At 34.7% G+C, this 21,067-nt stretch carries 20 protein-coding genes; 9 read left to right on the top strand and 11 right to left on the bottom strand.

Annotated elements, in window-relative coordinates:
- Positions 1–26: 26 nt before the first annotated feature.
- The gene (locus G6R40_RS04175; protein WP_165131949.1) at positions 27–200 is read left to right on the top strand and encodes an Arc family DNA-binding protein; all 174 of its coding nucleotides are present in this window, start codon (positions 27–29) and stop codon (positions 198–200) included.
- A gap of 32 nt (positions 201–232) precedes the next feature.
- On the opposite strand, the gene G6R40_RS04170 is transcribed toward G6R40_RS04175, so the two are convergent.
- From G6R40_RS04170 to G6R40_RS04150, 5 genes are all read right to left on the bottom strand, one after another.
- Positions 233–604, bottom strand: coding sequence for a VOC family protein (locus G6R40_RS04170; RefSeq protein ID WP_165131947.1), 372 nt, complete (start codon positions 602–604; stop codon positions 233–235).
- Positions 605–627: 23 nt separating this feature from the next.
- A complete protein-coding gene (locus tag G6R40_RS04165; protein ID WP_165131944.1) occupies positions 628–1,326 on the bottom strand; it encodes a CoA transferase subunit A in 699 nt (232 codons plus the stop codon).
- Between the two features lie 55 nt (positions 1,327–1,381).
- The gene (locus G6R40_RS04160; RefSeq protein WP_165131941.1) at positions 1,382–2,764 is read right to left on the bottom strand and encodes a hypothetical protein; all 1,383 of its coding nucleotides are present in this window, start codon (positions 2,762–2,764) and stop codon (positions 1,382–1,384) included.
- A 6-nt stretch (positions 2,765–2,770) separates the two neighbouring features.
- Positions 2,771–4,090, bottom strand: a complete 1,320-nt coding sequence (gene mgtE / locus G6R40_RS04155; RefSeq protein WP_165131938.1) for a magnesium transporter — start codon at positions 4,088–4,090, stop codon at positions 2,771–2,773.
- A 74-nt stretch (positions 4,091–4,164) separates the two neighbouring features.
- Entirely contained in the window at positions 4,165–4,746 is a 582-nt protein-coding gene (locus G6R40_RS04150; protein ID WP_165131935.1) for a pyruvate decarboxylase, read from the bottom strand.
- 173 nt (positions 4,747–4,919) lie between these two features.
- Between G6R40_RS04150 and polA the strand changes: the two genes are divergently transcribed.
- The 3 genes from polA to G6R40_RS04135 all read left to right on the top strand — a co-directional run bounded on the left by polA (position 4,920) and on the right by G6R40_RS04135 (position 9,640).
- The gene (polA, locus tag G6R40_RS04145; protein ID WP_165131932.1) at positions 4,920–7,739 is read left to right on the top strand and encodes a DNA polymerase I; all 2,820 of its coding nucleotides are present in this window, start codon (positions 4,920–4,922) and stop codon (positions 7,737–7,739) included.
- 19 nt (positions 7,740–7,758) lie between these two features.
- Positions 7,759–8,802: a M28 family metallopeptidase gene (locus tag G6R40_RS04140; protein ID WP_165131929.1), complete on the top strand. Its 1,044-nt coding sequence runs from the start codon at positions 7,759–7,761 to the stop codon at positions 8,800–8,802.
- Positions 8,803–8,896: 94 nt separating this feature from the next.
- Positions 8,897–9,640: a dienelactone hydrolase family protein gene (locus G6R40_RS04135; protein WP_165131926.1), complete on the top strand. Its 744-nt coding sequence runs from the start codon at positions 8,897–8,899 to the stop codon at positions 9,638–9,640.
- 7 nt (positions 9,641–9,647) lie between these two features.
- Here the strand turns inward: G6R40_RS04135 and G6R40_RS04130 are convergent, their stop codons facing one another.
- Positions 9,648–10,151 carry a helix-turn-helix transcriptional regulator gene (locus G6R40_RS04130; protein ID WP_165131923.1) on the bottom strand — a complete coding sequence of 168 codons (504 nt, stop codon included), beginning with the start codon at positions 10,149–10,151 and terminating at the stop codon, positions 9,648–9,650.
- A gap of 593 nt (positions 10,152–10,744) precedes the next feature.
- On the opposite strand from G6R40_RS04130, the gene G6R40_RS04125 reads away from it, so the two are divergent.
- Together G6R40_RS04125 and G6R40_RS04120 are read left to right on the top strand one after the other, a co-directional pair.
- Entirely contained in the window at positions 10,745–11,851 is a 1,107-nt protein-coding gene (locus G6R40_RS04125; protein WP_165131920.1) for a M14 family zinc carboxypeptidase, read from the top strand.
- 389 nt (positions 11,852–12,240) lie between these two features.
- Positions 12,241–12,606 (top strand): TolC family protein, encoded by a 366-nt coding sequence (locus tag G6R40_RS04120; RefSeq protein ID WP_165131917.1) that lies wholly within the window; start codon positions 12,241–12,243, stop codon positions 12,604–12,606.
- A 62-nt stretch (positions 12,607–12,668) separates the two neighbouring features.
- On the opposite strand, the gene G6R40_RS04115 is transcribed toward G6R40_RS04120, so the two are convergent.
- From G6R40_RS04115 to G6R40_RS04095, 5 genes are all read right to left on the bottom strand, one after another.
- On the bottom strand, positions 12,669–13,082 hold the full coding sequence (locus G6R40_RS04115) for an SRPBCC domain-containing protein (RefSeq protein WP_165131914.1): 414 nt from the start codon (positions 13,080–13,082) through the stop codon (positions 12,669–12,671).
- Positions 13,083–13,134: 52 nt separating this feature from the next.
- On the bottom strand, positions 13,135–13,728 hold the full coding sequence (locus tag G6R40_RS04110; RefSeq protein WP_165131911.1) for a YdeI/OmpD-associated family protein: 594 nt from the start codon (positions 13,726–13,728) through the stop codon (positions 13,135–13,137).
- Between the two features lie 32 nt (positions 13,729–13,760).
- Positions 13,761–14,696, bottom strand: coding sequence for a YeiH family protein (locus G6R40_RS04105; RefSeq protein WP_165137506.1), 936 nt, complete (start codon positions 14,694–14,696; stop codon positions 13,761–13,763).
- Between the two features lie 89 nt (positions 14,697–14,785).
- Entirely contained in the window at positions 14,786–15,943 is a 1,158-nt protein-coding gene (locus tag G6R40_RS04100; RefSeq protein WP_228455914.1) for a sensor histidine kinase, read from the bottom strand.
- Between the two features lie 168 nt (positions 15,944–16,111).
- Entirely contained in the window at positions 16,112–17,449 is a 1,338-nt protein-coding gene (locus G6R40_RS04095; RefSeq protein WP_165131905.1) for a sigma-54-dependent transcriptional regulator, read from the bottom strand.
- 160 nt (positions 17,450–17,609) lie between these two features.
- Here G6R40_RS04095 and G6R40_RS04090 point away from each other — a divergent pair, with 160 nt between their 5' ends.
- From G6R40_RS04090 to G6R40_RS04080, 3 genes are read left to right on the top strand one after another with little or no spacing between them, the layout of a single operon-like run.
- The gene (locus tag G6R40_RS04090; RefSeq protein ID WP_165131902.1) at positions 17,610–18,854 is read left to right on the top strand and encodes an efflux RND transporter periplasmic adaptor subunit; all 1,245 of its coding nucleotides are present in this window, start codon (positions 17,610–17,612) and stop codon (positions 18,852–18,854) included.
- 1 nt (position 18,855) lies between these two features.
- Positions 18,856–20,265, top strand: coding sequence for a DUF4932 domain-containing protein (locus G6R40_RS04085; protein ID WP_165131899.1), 1,410 nt, complete (start codon positions 18,856–18,858; stop codon positions 20,263–20,265).
- Between the two features lie 51 nt (positions 20,266–20,316).
- Positions 20,317–21,036, top strand: coding sequence for an ABC transporter ATP-binding protein (locus G6R40_RS04080; protein WP_165131896.1), 720 nt, complete (start codon positions 20,317–20,319; stop codon positions 21,034–21,036).
- The last annotated feature ends 31 nt before the right edge of the window (positions 21,037–21,067 follow it).

Here is a 21,067-nt window from a genome sequence, read left to right as displayed (position 1 = left end):
GCTTTGATGCTTTTAAAGTTATTAAAATGAGCAAAAAAAGTTTTGTATTAAGAATGGATGAAGATACTTATAAACTCATCGAAAAATGGGCTGCTGACGAGTTCCGAAGTGTGAATGGTCAAATCGAATTTTTGATTCATCAAAGTTTAATGAATGCTGGACGAAAGAAAAAAGATCCTGATAAAAAAACAAAAGCTTAGTGGAAACTAAGCTTTTTGTATTTTAAAAATTATTACGAACGATGTTGATCGATAAGAATCATATTGCCGTCTGGATCGATAATACTAAGACTTCCTGGACCAGATTCTGTACTGATTTGTTTGTTGACGTTCAGGCCTTTTTGCTCAAGACTTTCAGCAATTGTCCGCACATCGTCCCAGTTTTCCATATTTTGCGCATTTTGATCCCAACCCGGATTAAAGGTCAAAAGATTTCCATTAAACATAGCTTCGAAAAGTCCGATAAGACAATCCCCATTTTTCATGATGAGATAGTGTTGCTCCAAAGAACCTGCAAAGACTTCAAAACCTAAGTTTTCGTAGAAAGACTTGGAGGTTTCAAGATGTTTAACACTTAAACTAATTGAAAATGCACCTAAATTCATAGTATTATTTAATTTAAAAAATATTAAGCTTTACGAACGGTTCTTTGCTCGATTCTTTTTTCGTAATTTTTTCCTTGGAAAATACGATGGACATAGATTCCTGGCGTGTGTATTTCGTCAGGATTCAAGGCGCCCGCTTCAACCAATTCTTCCACTTCGACAATCGTTGTTTTGCCAGCCATTGCCATGAGTGGATTAAAATTACGCGAGGTAGAACGGAAAATCAAATTCCCGGCTGTGTCGCCTTTCCAAGCTTTTACGATTGCAAAATCTGCATCGAAAGCATATTCTAACAAATAATCTTTTCCGTTAAAATTACGTACCTCTTTGCCTTCCGCGACTTCGGTGCCAACACCAGCTGGCGTGTAGATGGCTGGCATCCCATATCCAGCGGCCATACAACGCGTTGCCAAGGTCCCTTGTGGGATAAGGTCAACTTCCAATTCGCCACTTAGTAATTGACGCTCAAATTCAGAGTTTTCGCCAACATAGGACGAAATCATCTTTTTGATTTGTTTTTGGTGAAGCAATAGTCCAAGCCCGAAATCGTCAACACCAGCATTGTTGGAAATACACGTCAAATTCTTGACATTCTTTTTAACCAATTCGGCGATGCAATTTTCCGGAATGCCACAAAGACCGAAACCTCCTAGCATAATTGTTACGCCGTCATCAATGTCATGACAGGCTTCTTCTACGTTTTTTACAGTTTTATTAATCATAATGTGATGCTGTTTCTAAGTTTTAAAAATACTAAAAATTACAGAATTCTAAAGCTTAATATTGATAAACAAATAAAAAATAGTGGTTGTCGAGAGGGAAAACGTAAAGTATTTTTTTCGATTTTAGATGAAGACTCTCATAGGTGAAAGTAGAATCATGGCGAGGCACAAAACGATCTGGCTCACTAGAAACAACACTTACGATGTTTATATTGCGACTTTCGACGTATTTTCGGTAACCTAGACTGTCTTTATTTTTCCGTGCTAGAAGCATTGTAGCATCGTTGAGTCCAAGTCCGTCGTAGACCATGGCATCCGAGAAATAAGCGACATGTCCCGCATCCATAATAAGAACTTTATCAGTCGGTTTGATGCGTTTGGTCATTTCACCATAACTGGTTACAAAACCTTGATTATCAATGATGACGTTGTTTTTATTTTCATAAAAGTTAAAGCTTAAATCCAACATTCTTAGTATTGAAAGCATGCAAATAGATGCGAAAATCCATTTGTTAAATTTAATTTTAAAATTGATAAATAAAAAATAAACCATCAACGGAAAGAAATAACGAACATAAATTCCTCCTGAATAGCTATTGATACTGAATGTATAGTAAAATATAAAAAATAATAATGGTGCTAAAAAAAGATATCGTTTCTCTTTGAAAAGGCTGATAATAATAGGCGCAAAAAGCAATAAATAACCAATAAATACTTTAACACCAACTAATCCATAAGCTGTACTTTGGGATTTCAAGATAAATGGAAGCGGAATGTAATAATCAAAAAAACTTAAATAAAAAAGAGCTATCAAAGCAAAGGAACTTGCTGCAAGTATGAGTTTTCGAACGAATGTTTTGGTTTGTTTAAAATCTGAATCCAATACCCAAAACACCAAATAAACACCAAATTCTGGACGTACCAAAAGCATGAGCAAACTCCAATAATTGTTTGGATTTTTCCAGTTTTTAAGGAACATTAGAAGAACCATGGTAGATACCAGAGATTCTAAACCATGCGTGGCATTAAGCCCCATCCAAAAACAGAAAAATATTAAGAATACAGTTTTGAAAATAATTTCAATAATGCTGTTTTTAGTTTTAAAAAAATGATTGATGAATTGATAAATCAGAACATATCCCAATATGAGATTAAGAATATAAAAAATATCTTCGGAAGCAATTCCAAATACGTTGAAAACAGATAAAACCAGCATCCACAAAACACTTGTTTGACCATTTCCTTGATAAAAAGGATCTAGATTATACCAAGGTTTAAAATGTTCTGCAAAATTTTTGGCGTATTGAAATGTTATAAAAGCATCATCGATAACCAAATCCCGATTAAGAATAACAATAACACTGAAAAAAATACTTAATAATAAACCAAGTATCAATTTTCCTTTTGCAGGAAATGTATATTTTGCTGTTATCAACATTATCGATTATAAAAGTCTGCCCGTTAAAAATAATCCCGCTACGGTAAAATAAATGATTAATCCTGTTACATCAACTAGTGTTGCGACAAAAGGAGCGGAAGATGTTGCAGGGTCAAGATTTAATTTCTTTAAAATAAAAGGAATCATAGAGCCTGATAAAGTTCCCCAAAGTACGATGGCTATTAAGCTAACAGAAACACTTAGCCCAACATACATCCAATATTCACCATAGTCGAAAAGTCCTAGCTCTTGCCACATCATAATTCTGAGAAAACCAATAGCTCCTAAAATTAAACCAAGACAAAGCCCTGAGATAATTTCCTTTTTCATAACATACCACCAATCGCGAAGATTAAGCTCTTGCAAAGCCATCGCGCGGATTATCAAAGTTGCAGCTTGCGATCCCGAATTTCCGCCACTCGAAATAATTAAAGGAACAAATAAGGCCAGCACAACAGCTTTTTCAATCTCTTTATCAAAATAACCCATCGCACTTGCCGTCAACATTTCCGAAAGGAAAAGAATAATAAGCCAACTGGCTCTTTTCTTAATCATTTCTGTCCAAGGTGTTTGTGTATAAGGCAAATCCAAAGCTTCCAAACCACCAAATTTCTGAATGTCTTCGGTGTTTTGTTGCTCAATCTGGTCAAGGATATCGTCAATAGTTACAATACCAACCAAAACGCCAGCTTCGGTGACAATTGGCATGGCACTGCGATCATATTTTTCAAAATAAGGGACGGCATCTTCTTTGGAAGTCGTCGTTGTAATGGCTACGAAATGATTATCACACAATTCCGAAACCAAATTTTCTTCATCAGCTAATAAAAGAGTGCCGATGGTAATGTCGTCTATCAATCTATTTTTTTCATCAACCACGAATAGATAATTCATGGTTTCCACTTTGGCACCGACTTTTTTTATCTGTTGAAAACAACGTTTCACCGTCCATTCTTTACGAATTTGGATGTAATAAGGCGTCATCAATCTTGCAATAGAATCGGAATGGTAACCAAGAAGTTTCAAGGCTACACGGCGTTCTTGCGGATTAAGTAGATTGATAGAATATTTGATGAGCTCATCTGGAAAGTCCTCAAACAATTGCGTACGGTCATCGGGCGTCATTTCATTAAGAATGTATGCCACCTCGTTGCTACCAATACTGCGGATTGTTTCTTCCTGAAAGTCAGGATCAAGATGTGCAAAAACCTCGGCTTTATCCGTTTTCGGAACTTTCAAAAATGCTAAAAGCCTATCTTTAGCAGGTAGTCCACTTAGAGATTCGGCAATATCAGCAGGGTTTTTTATAAGTTCCGTGTTTTCCAAAGCTTTTTTGTTTAAGGTGCAAAAGTATTAAAAACTCTATGAATAAAGAAATGAAGCGGAATCTTCAAGACCTCTTAAGTCGATTTAATAAAGAATATTTTATTGTTTTGAAGTTCTTTATTCATATTTTGAAGCGCGCCTTTGGTTCCTATTTTCACTGAGTTTTCTGCAGAACCCAACATTCTTCCGCCAGCTTTATACGTATCGTAGCTGGTTTCTAGTAGAAAGTTGCCTTCTGCATCAAAAAGTTTTAAACTGACTTCCACTTGATTAGAAAAAACATATTTGCCAAGGCCAACTTTGAAGTATTTAACACGCGGCACAATGGCAACATCGGCATCATTATTTTTACAAAATTCGCGGAGCATGCTTACATTCACGCTATCATATTCCACGGGAATGTCAATTCTTAAATAATCGCGTGTCCCCAAAGACATCATTTTGTCGCTCGCAGCATTAAAAAAAACATCGTATGTTGGTTGTTTGATCTCCTCAATATCGGGAATGACTTCTGGTATAAAATAAAGAATTCTTTTAATATTATTTTTTTGTGCCATTTGTGCAACAGCAGTTTGGCTTTTTCCAGCAGTGGAACAGCTTATTAAAATAAATGAAACGGCAACAACGCCAATACCAAAAAGTAGCTTTTTATTCATCGTGATTACAATGCAAAAATACAACCAAATATTTTCATAAATAGATTTTTTTTAAGAAAGTTTAACAATAATTATTTTTAAAAAAAATAACATGTTTATGAAATGTGCATTGCTTTTTATTTTGATTTATTCAGAGGTTTATTTTTGAAGCAATTTTCCTTACTTTTGTTGTTATGACAACAGATAAAAGACTTTTTCTAATTGATGCATACGCGATGATTTTTCGTGGTTATTACGCATTTATTAGAAATCCTAGACTTTCAACAAAAGGATTGGATACATCGGCGATTTTTGGTTTTACAAATTCTTTGATAGAGCTTATCAAAAGAGAACGCCCTACACATTTGGCAGTCGTTTTTGATGTCGGAAGAACCAATGTCCGCCACGAGGATTATAGCGATTATAAAGCGAATAGAGCCGAAACGCCGGAAGCTATAATTATAGCAAAACCTTATATTCATGACATCTTAAAAGCGATGCATATTCCTATTTTAGGAGTAGAAGGCTACGAAGCGGACGATGTTATTGGTACTTTGTCTTGTAAAGCTTCAGAGAAAGATTATCAGGTTTTTATGGTAACGCCCGATAAAGATTTTGCCCAATTGGTAACCGATAAAGTTAAAATATATAAACCCGGATTAAAAGGTGGCGATATCGAAATTCTAGGTGTTGAAGAAGTTAAAGCCAAATATGATGTTGATGATCCCAAACAAATTATCGATTATCTAGGAATGATGGGCGATGCTGTGGATAATATTCCAGGATTGGAAGGTGTTGGCGAAAAGACCGCTAAAAAATTTATTAAAGAATACGGCTCAATGGAAAATCTATTGGCCAATACACATGAACTGAAAGGTAAACTAAAAGAAAAAGTGGAAGCAAGCGCCGAACGCGGTTTGTTGTCAAAAAAACTTGCAACCATTCTTTGCGATGCCCCAGTGGAGTTTCATGAAAAAGATTATGATCTTGAAACGCCAGATTTTGAAAAAGTAAAAGAAATCTTTGATGAACTGGAATTTCGTCGACTTTATGAAAATTTATACCGAGCTTTTGCAACAGACACAAACGCCACAAGCATTGCCAATGACAATGTTTCTAAATCTGATAAAGCCGCAAAACCACAAGCAACGCAGCTGGATCTTTTTGCTAATTTTGAAGAACTAAACGAGGCGACGACGACAAAATCAAATATTAAAGAAAACGATCATCTCTATCAATACATCGACCAACCAAAGGCCATGCAGATTTTACTTAAAAATTTGTTGATGCAACCTGCCGTTTGTTTCGATACAGAAACTACGTCACTTAATGAGCTAGAAGCACAACTTATCGGAATGAGTTTCTCCTATAAATCGGGATTAGCTTATTATATTCCGATTCCCGAAGACCAAGAAAAAGCACAAGAAATTGTTGAAATTTTCCGTCCGTTTTTTGAAAGCGAAGATGTTCTTAAAATTGCTCACAACCTCAAATACGATTATAAAGTTCTCAGAAATTACAATATCGAAGTCAAAGGTCCAATGTTTGACACCATGATTGCACATTATTTACTGAATCCAGATGGACGTCATGGTATGGATTATCTTTCGGAAATGTATCTCAATTATACACCTATTTCTATCGAAAGTTTAATCGGGAAAAAAGGTAAAAACCAATTGACGTTGCGAGAAGTAAATTTGGCAGAACAAACCGCTTATGCTGCAGAAGATGCCGATATAACGTTTCAATTGTATCAACTTTTTGCACCTCAGTTGAAGAAAGAAAATCTTGAAGATGTCTTTCTGAATATTGAAATGCCTTTGATGAATGTCTTAGCTAATATGGAATTGGCAGGCGTAAAACTTGATTCCGATTGGCTAAAAAAGGAAAGCCTAGATTTAGAAAATGATCTTAGAAATTTAGAAATTCAAATTTTTGAATTGTCCGGCGAAGAGTTTAATATGAACTCGCCAAAACAATTAGGCGAAGTTTTATTTGAAAAATTAAAGCTCGATCCTAAAGCCAAGAAAACAAAAACAGGACAATATGCCACCTCCGAAGATGTCCTGCAGAAATTGGCTTCAAAACACGAAATTATCGCATTAATATTAGATTATCGTCAACTGCAAAAACTAAAATCCACTTATGTTGATGCATTGCCCAATCAGATAGATCCGATAGACAACCGCGTGCATACGACTTATGCGCAAACTGTGGCTGCCACAGGCCGTTTGGCGAGTGTTAATCCTAATTTACAAAACATTCCTATCCGTACATTACGCGGACAACAGATTCGGGGTGCTTTTGTAGCGGATGAAGGTAAGAAGATAATTTCTGCCGATTATTCGCAGATAGAATTGCGCCTTATTGCTGAAATTTCGAATGAAGAAAATATGATTGAAGCCTTCCAAAATGGTGAAGATATCCATGCTGCAACGGCTGCAAAATTATTTAAAATCCCAATTGAAGAAGTTTCAAAAACGCAACGTTCGCAAGCCAAAAGTGTCAACTTTGGGATTATTTATGGACAAGGTGCTTTTGGATTAGCGGACCAAACCGGCATGTCAAGAACCGAAGCGAAAGCTATGATTGATGCTTATTTCCAAACCTATCCACGTCTTAAAGAATATATGTCGGAGCAAGTTGAAAATGCTAGAAAAAATGGTTACGTTGTAACAATGTTGGGAAGAAAACGACATCTTAATGACATCAACTCTACCAATTTTGTAGTGAAAGGTCATGCGGAACGTAACGCGGTGAATGCTCCCATACAAGGTAGTGCGGCGGATATCATCAAATTGGCAATGATTAAAATTGATCAAGTTTTAAAAGAGAAAAATTTAAAAACCAAAATGCTGCTGCAAGTGCATGACGAATTAATTTTTGAAGCACCTTTGGAAGAAGTTGATGAGGTTTCTAAACTTATAAAAGACGCTATGGAATCGGCTTATTCTACCAAAGTGCCTTTAACGGTTGAAGTTGGTGTTGGTGATAACTGGTTAGAGGCTCATTAATAAAGAAATAGATTTATATATGAAGAATTTAAAATTTGTAGGACTTATAGCTGCGCTAGCTTTTGCACAAAATTGTGCTACAAGTTCTAATCTTAATGGGAAAAATGACTATTCGGTGACGTCTGAAGCTTTTAAAAATGCTTATAATAGTATCACTGTGGAAGATCTTAAAAGAGATCTATACATCATTGCATCGGATGATATGCAAGGTCGTGACACAGGTTCTCCAGGACAAAAAAAAGCCGGAGAATATATGATTCAGCAATATAAAAATTACGGAATTTCGTTTCCTAAAGCTTTAGGTTCTTATTATCAAAAAGTACCTTCCGAGTTTATGAAAACGCGTAATGGTCAACTTCCAGAATCTGAAAATATTTTGGCTTATATCGAAGGAAGTGAAAAACCAGAGGAGCTGATTGTGATTTCTGGACATTACGATCATGTTGGGATGAAAAATGGCGTTGTCTATAACGGTGCCGACGATGACGGAAGCGGAACAGTTGCCGTAATGGAAATTGCAGAAGCTTTTCAAAAAGCTAAGAAAGCAGGATTTGGTCCAAAGCGTTCAATTCTTTTTCTTCATGTAACAGGTGAGGAGCATGGACTTTGGGGATCAGATTATTATGCGAAAAATCCAGTTTTCCCATTAGCCAATACGGTTGCTAATCTTAATATCGATATGATTGGTCGTGATGACCCCGAAAATCGTGGCAAACAATATGTTTACGTTATCGGTTCTGCAATGTTAAGTTCCGAGCTTAAAACGATTAATGAACAAGCAAATAAAGACAGTCATAATTTGATTCTAAATTATAAATATGATGATCCTAAAGATCCTGACAGATTGTATTACAGATCAGACCATTATAATTTTGCAAAACATAATATTCCGATTATATTTTATTTTGATGGCATTCACGAAGATTATCACAAACCAACAGATACACCAGACAAGATTGATTATCCTTTGCTACAAAAGCGGACACAATTGGTTTTCACAACGGCTTGGGAATTGGCGAATCGTCCAGAACGTATCAAAGTTGACGGGAAGAATACAAGATAAATTAGTTAACAGCTTCAGTTTTTTGAAGCTGTTTTTTTTGTGAATTTATTTAATTTAAAAATGTTTAATTTTAATAAAACCAAAAATCCAGAATATGAAAAAATTAGTTTTAATCTCAGCCTGTTTATTTATGTTGACAAGTATGTCCGCACAAACTTTGAAGAAAGTCACCTATCAAGATGCTAAGCAAAAGTTGAATGCCTTGGTAACAGACAACACGCAACAAAAACGTCCAGCAGTTTTGATTTTACCAGCATGGAAAGGCATTGATAACGAGGCCAAACAAGCCGCGCTCGATTTACAAAAAGAAGGTTATATCGCTTTGATTGCTGACATTTATGGAGAAGGAAATATTCCTAAAACCAATGAGGAAGCTGCAAAAATAGCGACATTCTATAAGACAGATTACAAAGCCTACCAGCATCGGATTCAGTTGGCGCTTGATGCTTTGATAAAACAAAATGCTGACCCCAAAAAAATAGCAGTTATTGGTTATTGTTTTGGCGGAACTGGCGCGTTAGAAGTTGCTAGAGCAGGCTTTCCTGTTGAAGGAGTTGTAAGTATTCATGGAGGACTTTTTAAGGATAAATCGCGTCCGAATGATCTTATTAAAACAAAGATTTTGGTTGAAAATCCAGCGGATGACAAGAGTGTAACAAAAGAGGATTATGATATGCTTATCCAAGAAATGAATGATGGAAAAGCCGATTGGCAGATTATTACCTATGCCAATTCTGGACACACTTTTACCAATCCAGAATCTGAAGATTACAATCCGATAATGGCAAAACGTGCTTGGAAACACACGTTGCAATTTCTTAGTGAGATTTTAAAATAAAAACGATTTAATTTTCGAAAGCTTCAAAAGTGCCGTCTTCAAAAAATAAAATAACGCGCTTCACTTTTTTCGAAGAATTTTCGTGTACCATTGGAAAATTCTCTAATGGCTGAGAATTGATTATTTTTTTTTCTTCTTTGTCAGAGGACATTTTATTCGTTTCTGACGCATTAGTTTTTTGCTCTTTTTCTGGAATCAAATTATTTCGACCAAAACTTTCATCTTCGATTATAGAGAAAAGGTCGGGTAGGGGAAGCTTTTTTACTTCCACTTTTTCTTCAATAATTTCTACTTTAGGTTTTATCATTGGCCCATTATTATTGATTAGCCAGTCCCATTCTATGTCTGGGAAGCTATTTTTGACTTTGGTGATAAACTCCAAAGATGGCTTGTTCCGCCCTGAAGTGATGTGCGAAATACTCGACCGCTGGACATCTACTTTCTCAGCAAATTCTGACGGACTAATATTATAATGCTCCATAATAACGGAGATTCTCTCATTAATTTCCATTTTACAAATGTAATAAAACTTTTACAATTATAAATAGAGTAAATATTACAGAAGTAAACATTTAGAAATTACAAATGTAAATTAAACACTATATATCTAATAATCAAGTAGTTGAATGATATAAAAATCTTGTATTGTTAAAATATTGTGGAAAGTTTAATCGTATAAAATTGTAAACTTTACATTAATTAAAAAACCAAGTTTTGATTAAAATTTACTAAAATTCTATTAAGCAATAGGTTATGGCTTTTGATACTATCTGCTATTAATCTTTAATAGTTTTTTTATAATTAACAAATGTATAACAAGCTATTGGGTAGTTGTTTACTCACATTTGTCATGTTTGATAAATTAGTCCTTAAATGAGGATTAAGTAGTGTTTTTATACTTAAAGTAAAGTTAAATTAAGTATTTATATAAATTATATAAAAAGCTGATAATCAAATAATTGTATAAATTAATTATAAATAGTTCAATTAACAATATTTTCAACAGACAAGATGACATTTACATGTGTTTAATGAAATTACAATTGTAAACTTTAAATTATTCATTGCTTTTTCATAAATTTGACAAACTTAAATTATCAAATAATGGCTGGAATTTTTCAATACGTAAAAAATCAAGATTTCCCAGAACGCTATATTTCCCCAGAAAAATTATTTTCTTACCTACAAGCCAATCTCAGCGATTGTATCACGGAGATCGGAAAATCATCTTTAGGAAAACCCATCTATAAATTAAGTTTAGGAAATGGTCCTGTTAAAGTGGCGGCTTGGTCACAAATGCATGGCAACGAATCCACCGCGACTCTAGCAATGCTGGATTTATTAGAATTTTTTAAGGCGCATGATGAGGTTAAGCAGAAGCTTTTTTTAGCATTGACTTTAGATTTTATTTTTATGCTAAATCCTGATGGCTCGGAAGTCTGGACGCGTCGTAATGCTTTTGATATCGATATTAACAGGGATTTTTTAAAAGAATCAAGTATCGAAATGCGAATTTTGAAAAATTTTATAAAAGATACTAAATATGATTATGCGTTAAATCTTCATGATCAGCGTACTATTTTTTCTGCCGATAAAGATCTTCCGGCGACCCTTTCGTTTTTGGCCCCTTCACAAGATACTGAGCGAAGTTTAACGGAAAATAGAAAGAAAAGTATGGCTATTATTTCGGCGATTTTTATACAAATGCAACAATTCCTTCCGAACCAGATTGCACGTTATAATGACGAGTTTTATCCAACTTCCTCAGGTGATAATTTGATGAAATTTGGGATTCCGACAATCTTGTTTGAAGGCGGTTTTTATCCAAATGATTATGGAAGACAACAGAGCCGAAAGTATTACACATATGCCTTGTTTTATGCACTGAAAACCATGGCTGTATTGCGAGGCGATACGGTAGGTTACGAAGCTTATTTCAGAATTCCAGAAAATAAAGAAAGCCATTTTGATATCATTTATCGTAATGTAAAACTCAATACGGATTTTGATTGTGTTCTTGATGTTGCGGTGCAGTACAAAGAGATTTTTGATGCTGAGATTAGTAATATTAAACTGATTCCTTATGTGGTTGAGGTTGGCGATCTTGGACGCAAAAAGGCTTGGCAAGAAGTTGATTGCACAGGGAGAAAATTCGTTTCTCAAAATAAATTTCCAAAACTAGATGCTGAAATTAATTTTAGTATTGAATAAATATTTCTAAAACACACAAAAGTTTTTCAACTTCTTATTGTCGTATTTCTTGCGATTCTTTAGAGGCGTTCATTTTTTTTTATTTTGGGAAGAAAGTGAATGCCTTTTGGGATAATTATGTGTAAAATAGCATAATCTATTGATTAGAAATTTAGATCTCAAATCTTTATCATTATATTAGTTTGGTTTTTTAAGATAGAGAAAAATCATTTTTTTTCTTCTGGAATTTGTAATATAATCCAAAAGAGATGCAAAAATTATAATTTATTGTACTCCTTAGTTTCGCAAGTTTTACCAATGTCCGCAGACAAGGAGCCCCTCGTATAAGTATAAGACAATGCCAAGAGTGGGCAAGAGAAAATTATCTTTTGATCAAACAATTCGGCTTGATGGAAAAATCAAAAGAATACTCTTTGAGCAATGTCAGCAAAGGCTACTTACCACAATTTTCCGTAAATGCACAAGCAACCTACCAATCGGATGTGACAAGTCTAGGTATTAAACTACCTGGGTTTGAAATTGATAAAATTAGTAAAGATCAATATCGGGTGTATGGCGAGCTGAATCAAATTCTTTACGATGGCGGTATTATTAAAAATAAAAAAGAAAGCATAAAAACAGAAAAAGAGGCTGATGTTGCATTTATGGAAGTGAAACTTTACCAGTTAAAAAATCAAATCGAAGAGCTTTTTTTTGGAATTCTAGTTTTAAACAAAAAATTAGACCAGAATATAATTTATCAAAAAGACCTATAAAAAAAACGAATTGAAAGCTATTTTATAAATAAATAATCCTCCTAATTTGGAGGATTTTTGTTTTAGTGATTCTCAACATATTTATGAAAATTATTGAGAATGTTATAATATTCTTGGCGCTGACTTTCGAAAGAATTAAGTTTGTCAGGCTCTATATCTTGTGTAATTTTTGTCGTTGTTGCATCAATCGTCTCGAAGCCAACCTTTACTACACGCCCATCTTTGGTGCGATAGATGATTTCTTCGTTCGGAATAATTTTTTCAAAAACACCAGCATAATCGAACGAATAACTGCCATCTTTTAGTGCCATTGTATTTTTAAACGTGCCACCTTCTTTAAAGTCGATATGTGAAGAAGTGCATCGCCAACGGTTGTCCACGACATTCCATTTCGAAATATGGTGCGACTGTGTATATAACTCCCAAACTTTGGAAGCTGGTGCCAAAATAATGATGTCAATTTTTATCGTTTCCATATTTTTTTTCTTTAAAGGTAATAATAATTATTAATAAATCATAAAAAATGAATTATTCTTGATAGCCTTTACCTTCCATAATCTGTGGGATATACCTTTCAATTCTTGCTAATCTTGTTGCAGCTTGTTTGGCTGCGGAAAAGTGTAAAAGGTAGCCGCGTTGTCGTCCGGGTGTCAATTTTTCAAAAGCTGTTTTTAGATCTGGATATTCTGCGAACATGGCAGTTAACTCTTCTGGAACGTCGTAGTCTTCGGTCTTTTTTAAGGTGACTTTTTTGCCTTCTTTTTCATTTTGTATAGCTTCGGCAATTAGGTTTTTTAGATCACTTTTTAGAGTTTCAATTTGTTCCAGACTAGTTATTTTTATCACGCGACTCGACTGCGAGTTTTCACCCATCTGTACCAAAAGTTGCTTTGGATCTTTCAACAATACACCTTTGAAAAAGCTTAAAACGCAAAAGTCTTTGAAAGGACCTACTATTATTACATTTTTAGCATTGACTTTGTAACAAGGTTGATACCATTTGAAATCTTCTTCCACATCAAATTCTAAAATCAATTCCCGAAGAGCGGTTATTTCGTTATGCCAAGCGGATTTCTTTGTTAGATATGCATCAACTTTTGGATTGCGTTTTACCTCAGCCATTGTTCTATATTAAAACCTAAAATTACTGAAATTTAGTTTAAAATTAATATTAAACTTCCGATACTTATAAAAATCCAAAGAAAAATAGCTAGGAATAATGGTTTTATACTAATCGATCTTAGCGCTTCAAGCGATAAGGTTGAACCAATTAAAAACAAGGTGAGATTAAGCCCCAATTTTGAAATCTCTGTAACCGTAGGACTTACCACTTCAAAAATAGGAAAGTAAGTACTTAATAAAATAGCGATGATGAAAAAGCCAATAAACCAAGGAATTTTAATTTTTGAATCTTTAGTTTTAAAAATAAACATCGTTAAAATAGAAACTGGAATTATCCAAAGTGCGCGTGCTAGTTTCACTGTTGTTGCCGTTTTCAGAGCTTCATCACCATATTTACTGGCTGCGCCAACTACCGAACTGGTGTCGTGTATGCCAATCGCACACCACATTCCAAAGTCTTGTTGCGACATCATTAGCCAATGTCCAATACTTGGATAAACGAATAGAGCAACGGAATTGAGCGAAAAAACAATAGCCAATGCCAACGAAATTTGTTTGGTATTCGCCTTGATAATTGGAGATACGGCGGCTATGGCACTTCCTCCACAAATAGCTGTACCAGCGGAAATAAGATAAGAAAGCGGTCTTTCTATGTTTAAAAGTTGTCCTAAAAAATAGCCGAGAATCAAAACACTAAAAATACTGCCAACCGTTAATAAAAAACCAGATTGCCCAACTTGCAAAGCTTCATCGAGATGCAGTCCAAATCCAAGTCCGACAATAGAAATCTGCAAGAGTTTGGAAATGTATTTTGAAACTTTATTTTCGAAGGGATTTCCGACCAAAATGGCAAAGAAAAGACCGAGCAATAACGCAATAGGCGAACTTACCAAACCGCTAAATGATAAAATTGCAAGAACACTAAATATTAAAATTTGAATGTTTTTATTGGAGGTTAAAAAGCCCATTATTTTTTTCTGCAAATTACCTGTATTTGTTATTACGAATCAAATCATAAATAATTATAGTCAATAACTTTTTGTTATAAATATGTTTTCTACAAAAACCAAAGTTCAAATACAGAACCTTTTTCTAGTCGGCGATATACGATATAGCCATTGTGCGCTTCCATAATGCTTTTGGAAAGCGTAAGCCCAATTCCCGAACCATTTGGTCGCGTGGTAAAAAACGGAAGAAAAATTTTAGATTCAATCTGCGAGTCTATGCCTTGCCCATTGTCTTCAACGCTGATAACCACACGATTGTTGCTTTCGAAAACTTGCAATCGAATGTGTTTGTTTTCTTGATGTTGTACCGCCAATTGTGCATTGGTTAAAAGATTTACCAAAACGCGTTCTATCATGCTTTCATCTGCCTGAATAAAGAAATCTTGAAGGTCCACGTCAAGTTTTATGTTCTGAATTTTAAATTCGGGTTCGAAAATTTTTAACACCTTTTCGATACTATTCCGTAGATTAATTCTCGATTTTTTAGGCTTTGGAAGTTCTGCTATTTGACGATAACTATCGATGAAATGGAGTAATTGTTGCGATTTGGAATTGATAATTTTCAAAGAATCTTTTATTTCTTCTTGATCCTCGTCGGTTAGATTTTCTTGTTCGGTTAAATATTCCAGATTATGAATCAAACTATTAACTGGCGTTAGCGTGTTGAGAAGCTCATGCGAAATGACTTTCATTAGATTATTCCAAGCTAATTTCTCCTTTTTGTCGATAATTTTTTGGATGGATTCCATAGAAATCACACAAAAATCATTTTGAAAATTGGAAATTCTGGAAGTTCGAATCGAGAACGATTGCGCGCTACTTTCTTGAATGGAAATATCTATAAATTCCTGCGAATCCAGAAAATCTGTTGCTTCAATGAGTTTAAAAAATTCTGGCGATTTTTCTTGATAAAATGCCCAAGAATTGTATTTCGGAACTTTTAAAATTCTGGTGAAACTCGGATTGCAGTAGAAAACCTGCCAGTCTTTTTCCGAAGATGATTTGTTTAAAATTAAAAATCCAATTTCCATTTTGTCCAAAATAGAATCGTACAGATTTTTGTAAGAATACAAATTTTTATGTTCGTCTTTTGTTTGATAATAAAGCTTTACAGCACTTGATTTTAAGTCGTTGGACTTGGAGATTTTTGGAAAAAGTGAAAAATCTTTTTGACGAATGGAAGAAATGATTTTTTCTACTTCATTCATTTTTTGATTAAAATTTAACCAACACAACATGTGAAAAATGACAGCAAAAACGAACAAAATAACCGCTGTAAAGACTTTCTGATGCCAAAATGCATCAAAAGCCAGAAGACAAAATACCAAACTGAGAAGGCTCCAAAACAGCCAAATCCAATAAATTTTATTCATTGCTTATATTCCAAATTTTTCCATTCTACGGTAGAGTGCAGCACGAGAAAGTCCCAAGGCATCGGCGGCGGCAGAGATATTTCCACGGTATTTTTTCAAGGCATTTTTAATGAGTTTTTCTTCCATTTCTTCCAAATTTAAAGAAACTAAAGTTTCTTGATTTTTTTCGAAACCTTGCCATTTCAACTGAATTTTGTTGGTGTCTGCCAAAATAATTTCGCGCTCCAAACTATGTTCCAATTCACGAATATTTCCAGGAAAAGCATATTGAATCACTTCCTCTAAATTAGAAATTTCAATATTGGATTTATGGTATTTTTTTTCAAATTTTTCAATGAAAAATGCGGCTAAATTTGGGATATCTTCTTTTCGTTCCCGAAGCGGCGGCAATTCCACTTCCACAGTATTGATTCTGAAATACAAATCTTCCCGAAATTTGCCTTCTGCAACCAGTTTTTTCAAATTAGCATTGGTCGCAAAAATGAATCTCACATCGGGAAAACGTTCTTTGGTTTCGCCAATTCGTGATAATTTTTTAGTTTGAATTAGAGTCAATAATTTTTGTTGCAAACCCAACGATAAATTCCCAATTTCATCAAGGAAAACGGTTCCACCATCGGCATTTTCAATCTTTCCAGCTTTATCGGTTTTGGCATCAGTAAAAGCACCTTTGGCGTAACCGAACAATTCTGCTTCGAACAAATTTTCGGAAATCGCGCCCAAATCAATATGTACAAAAGCTTCATTTTTTCGCAAAGAGTGTTGATAGAGGTATTCTGCCATCACGTATTTTCCAGTTCCGTTTTCACCTAAAAGAAGCACATTTGCGTCAGTTTTTGCGACTTTTTGTAAGGTTTGCATCACGGTATTCATCTTTGCAGATTGGCTTTCCAATTGATAATTGGTATTTTTTTCCAACAGATTTTCCCATTGTGAAAGTTTTTTATTTTTTCGGGACAAATCCACAGCGAGATTTACAGAAGCATAGAGTTTTTCGTTGTTCCAAGGTTTCAGAATAAAATCGGTAGCGCCCATTTTCAAAGCTTCTACAGCCAATTCTACTTCGCCATAAGCCGTCATGAGAATCACAGGAATGTCTTTATTAATTTCTTTGATTTCAGAAAGCCAATACAAACCTTCTTTTCCATCTTCGAAACCTCTTCTAAAGTTCATGTCCAGCAAAATGGCGTCAATATCATTTTCATTAATCGTAGAAATTATTTTTTGTGGCGAACTGATGTTGATAACGTTTGTGAAAAACTTCTTCAGCCAAACTCTGGCGGAAAATAATATGTCTTCGTCGTCATCGACAATTAGGATTCCGGCTTCTTTTTTTCTCATGTTTATTAAAATAAATGTTCGGTTTTGAACAAATACTGTTCATTTTCGAACACTTTTAAAATTGATTTGTTTTCTTCATAATCTCATTATCAGGATATTACAGATTTATAATTTTTGTGGCATTATGTTCGTGTAATAAACTGTGAATCAAACTACTATAATGGATACGAAGGTAGAGAAAAAACAATCGAAAATCAAAATCATCATCATCGTTTTGGTCGGGATTTTTGGCATTGGTATTTTTTTAAGCTATTTCTTTCAGCAAAAAAAAACTTATAATGTGAAAATCGAAAATCTCCAAATAGAAGAAGTGAGCGAAGGGAAATTTGAAGATATGTTGATGATTACAGCACAAACGCAATCGTTAAATTCTTCTCTTGTGAATGTTTTGGAAGGCGGAATGGTAAAAGAAATTTATACCGAAGATGGACAAATGGTCAGCCAAGGTGAGCCATTGGCGCGCGTGTACAATCCGAATACAGAATTCAATTATATGAATCAAGAAACAGGAATTATGCAACAGATCAACCAAATGAGAAATTCGCTTTTGGAACTGAAAGATCAGGAATTCAATCAAAATAAAGAGTTATTGCAAGCGCAAAATGATTACAATACGGCTTTGCAAACCTATAATCTTCAAAAGCGTCTTTATGATGCAGAAATTGGAAAAAAATCTGAATTTGATTTGGCTAAACAAAATATGCAATATCAAAAAAAGAGAAAACAGATTACAGAACAAGGTATCGTCAGCGAAAACAACTCCAGAAATCAGCAAATTTCAGCAATTAATTCATCGATTAATCAGATGCAGAAAAGTTTGAATGTTTTGAAATCGAACAAAAATAATTTTCTCATTATGGCGCCTGTTTCTGGGAGATTATCGTCTTTCAGTCTATCTTTGGGTCAGAACCTGACTTCGGGTGAAAGCATTGGGAAAATCGATTTGATGGATGGTTACAAGTTGGTGGCAAAAGTGGACGAATATTACATCAACAAATTACAACTTGGTATAAAAGGAACGCTGGATAACAATGGGAAAAGTGACAATGTAATTGTGACAAAAGTACTTCCAGAAGTGAAAGATGGACAGTTTTCTGTAGAATTGAATTTCGCAGATACAGAAAAACCAAACAATCTCAAAATAGGAATGACCTTCGGTGTGAAGCTGAAACTCTCCGCAGACACGCAAAGTATGATGATTCCGAAAGGCAACTTTTACAAAGATACCAACGGAAAATGGATTTTTGTAGTAAACGGAACGAAAGCCGAAAAACGAAATATCAGTTTGGGACCAGAAAATCCACTGTTTTACGAAGTGACTTCGGGATTGAAAAAAGGTGACAAAGTAATCGTTTCGGATTATAGTGATTATAAAAATTATGAAATTTTAGACTTGAAAAAATAAGATGAAAAAAGTAAATGTATATTTAGGTTTAACGTTAATGTTGATTGGGAATTTGGCAAACGCACAAAACAAAATTGAACCTTATGTGGATGAACGTGTGGAGCTGATGAGCTCTGTTTTCAGGATGATAGATGCAGAAGAATACAGCGAGAAAAATAATGCGTTGTATGTCGAAGATTTAGAAAAATATTTTGGATCTTTTAAAAATTCAGAATTTCTAAAAAATCTTGCAAAAGACAGAAATAATGATGGTTTGGGCTATGATGCCGTGATGTCTATGGCGGTAAATTTAAAAATTAAAAACGGAAAAATTAGTTTAATCGATCCCAAAAGAACCTCGTTGGACAAACGTTGGAAAACGGAGAAACTTCCCGATTTTATCCAGAGTTTGAATCAGTATTACAAACAAACCAAGTTTAATGATTTTTATAAATCCCATCAAAAAGATTATCAGCAAGCAGCGAAAGCTTTTAACGATTCGGTTTTGGTGAAACTGAATCAAGAATGGTATCCGAAATTTTACGGAAAACAACCGAATGAAGATTACAAAGTCGTTATTGGATACGGAAACGGTGGCGGAAATTATGGCCCACGCGTCGAAGGAAAAAAACGTGATGTGGTGTATGCCATTGTGAGCGGCGGAAAATTTGATGGTAGAAAATTGACATATACAAGCGCTTATGCGCCGACTTTGATTCATGAGTTCAACCATTCTTTTGTGAATTATATTCTAGACACCAAAAATTATAAAAACGAATTAGAATCTGCTGGCGAAAAGATTTTAAGCGCTGTGAAAGAGCCTATGTCAAACCAAGCTTATGGAAAATGGGAAACTATTATCAACGAATCGATTGTTCGTGCTGCGGTAATCGTTTACATGAAAGAAAATGCTTTTTCCGAAGCTGATATTAAAGCCGAATATAAAGATCAAATGAAACGTAGATTTCTTTGGACACCCGAATTGGTCGCACTTTTAGAACATTATCAATTGAACAGAAAGCAATATCCAAATCTTGAAAGCTTTTACCCAAAAATTGTAGAATTTTTCCAAAATGTGGGAAATAATGTGCAAACAATTGTTGCAGATTACGAAGTGAAGCTTCCAAAAGTAAAATCAGTTTCGCCCGATATCAATGGAAAAAATGATGTCGATCCGTCTATCAAAGAAATGATTGTTTATTTCGACCAAGAGCTTTTAGGAAAAGGACTTTCTATTAATTGGGGAGATTTGGGAAAAGAAGCCGTTCCGATTAGTTCAAAACCTGTTTATATCGATAATAACAAAGCTTTGAAAATAGAAATGAAATTGGAACCGAATAAAGAATATGAATTCATTCTTGTTGGAAGAAATTTCGTTTCGTTAGACGGTTTTCCTTTGCAGGAATATGTGGTGAAATTTAAAACTAAATAGACATCAGATTTTAAACCATAAACTATCAACTTTATACTAAACACCAAAACAATGATAACAACATATCAACTTTCAAAAATATACCGCACAGAAGATGTACAAACTAAGGCTTTGAACAATGTGGAATTCAAAGTGCAACCTGGCGAATTTGTTGCCATTATGGGACCTTCAGGTTGCGGGAAATCAACATTGCTTAATATCTTAGGTCTTTTAGACGAGGCTTCTTCAGGATCATATTTGTTTCTTGACACGGAAACGGTGAAGTCTTCAAAAAAGAAAAAATCAGGTTTAAGAAAGAAAAATATCGGTTTTATTTTTCAAAATTTTAACCTGATAGATGAATTATCCGTGTACGAAAACATCGAACTTCCTTTGATCTACAACGGAATTTCCTCGTCAGAACGCAAGAAAAGAGTCGAGGAGATTATGGAGAAAATCAACATCAGTCATCGCGCAAAGCATTATCCACAACAACTTTCTGGTGGGCAGCAACAACGAGCGGCGGTTGCCAGAGCGTTGGTGACAAGACCAAAACTTATTCTTGCCGATGAGCCTACGGGAAACCTCGATTCTTCCAACGGAAACGAAGTGATGAATCTTCTTGCAGAACTTCATCGCGAAGGTTCCACCATTGTGATGGTGACGCACTCGTCTTACGATGCTGGTTTTGCCTCACGAATTGTCAATATGAAAGACGGCGAAATATTTAGTGAAGAGCTGACCTCACAACGAAAAGACGTTTTCGAAAAAGCAGAAGCTTCGGAACTTTAAAAATATTATTAAACTAAATTATTTTCACAAG

This window comes from Chryseobacterium sp. POL2 (assembly GCF_011058315.1).
GTDB lineage: Bacteria > Bacteroidota > Bacteroidia > Flavobacteriales > Weeksellaceae > Soonwooa.
This window is presented reverse-complemented; position numbering and strand designations above follow the sequence as displayed.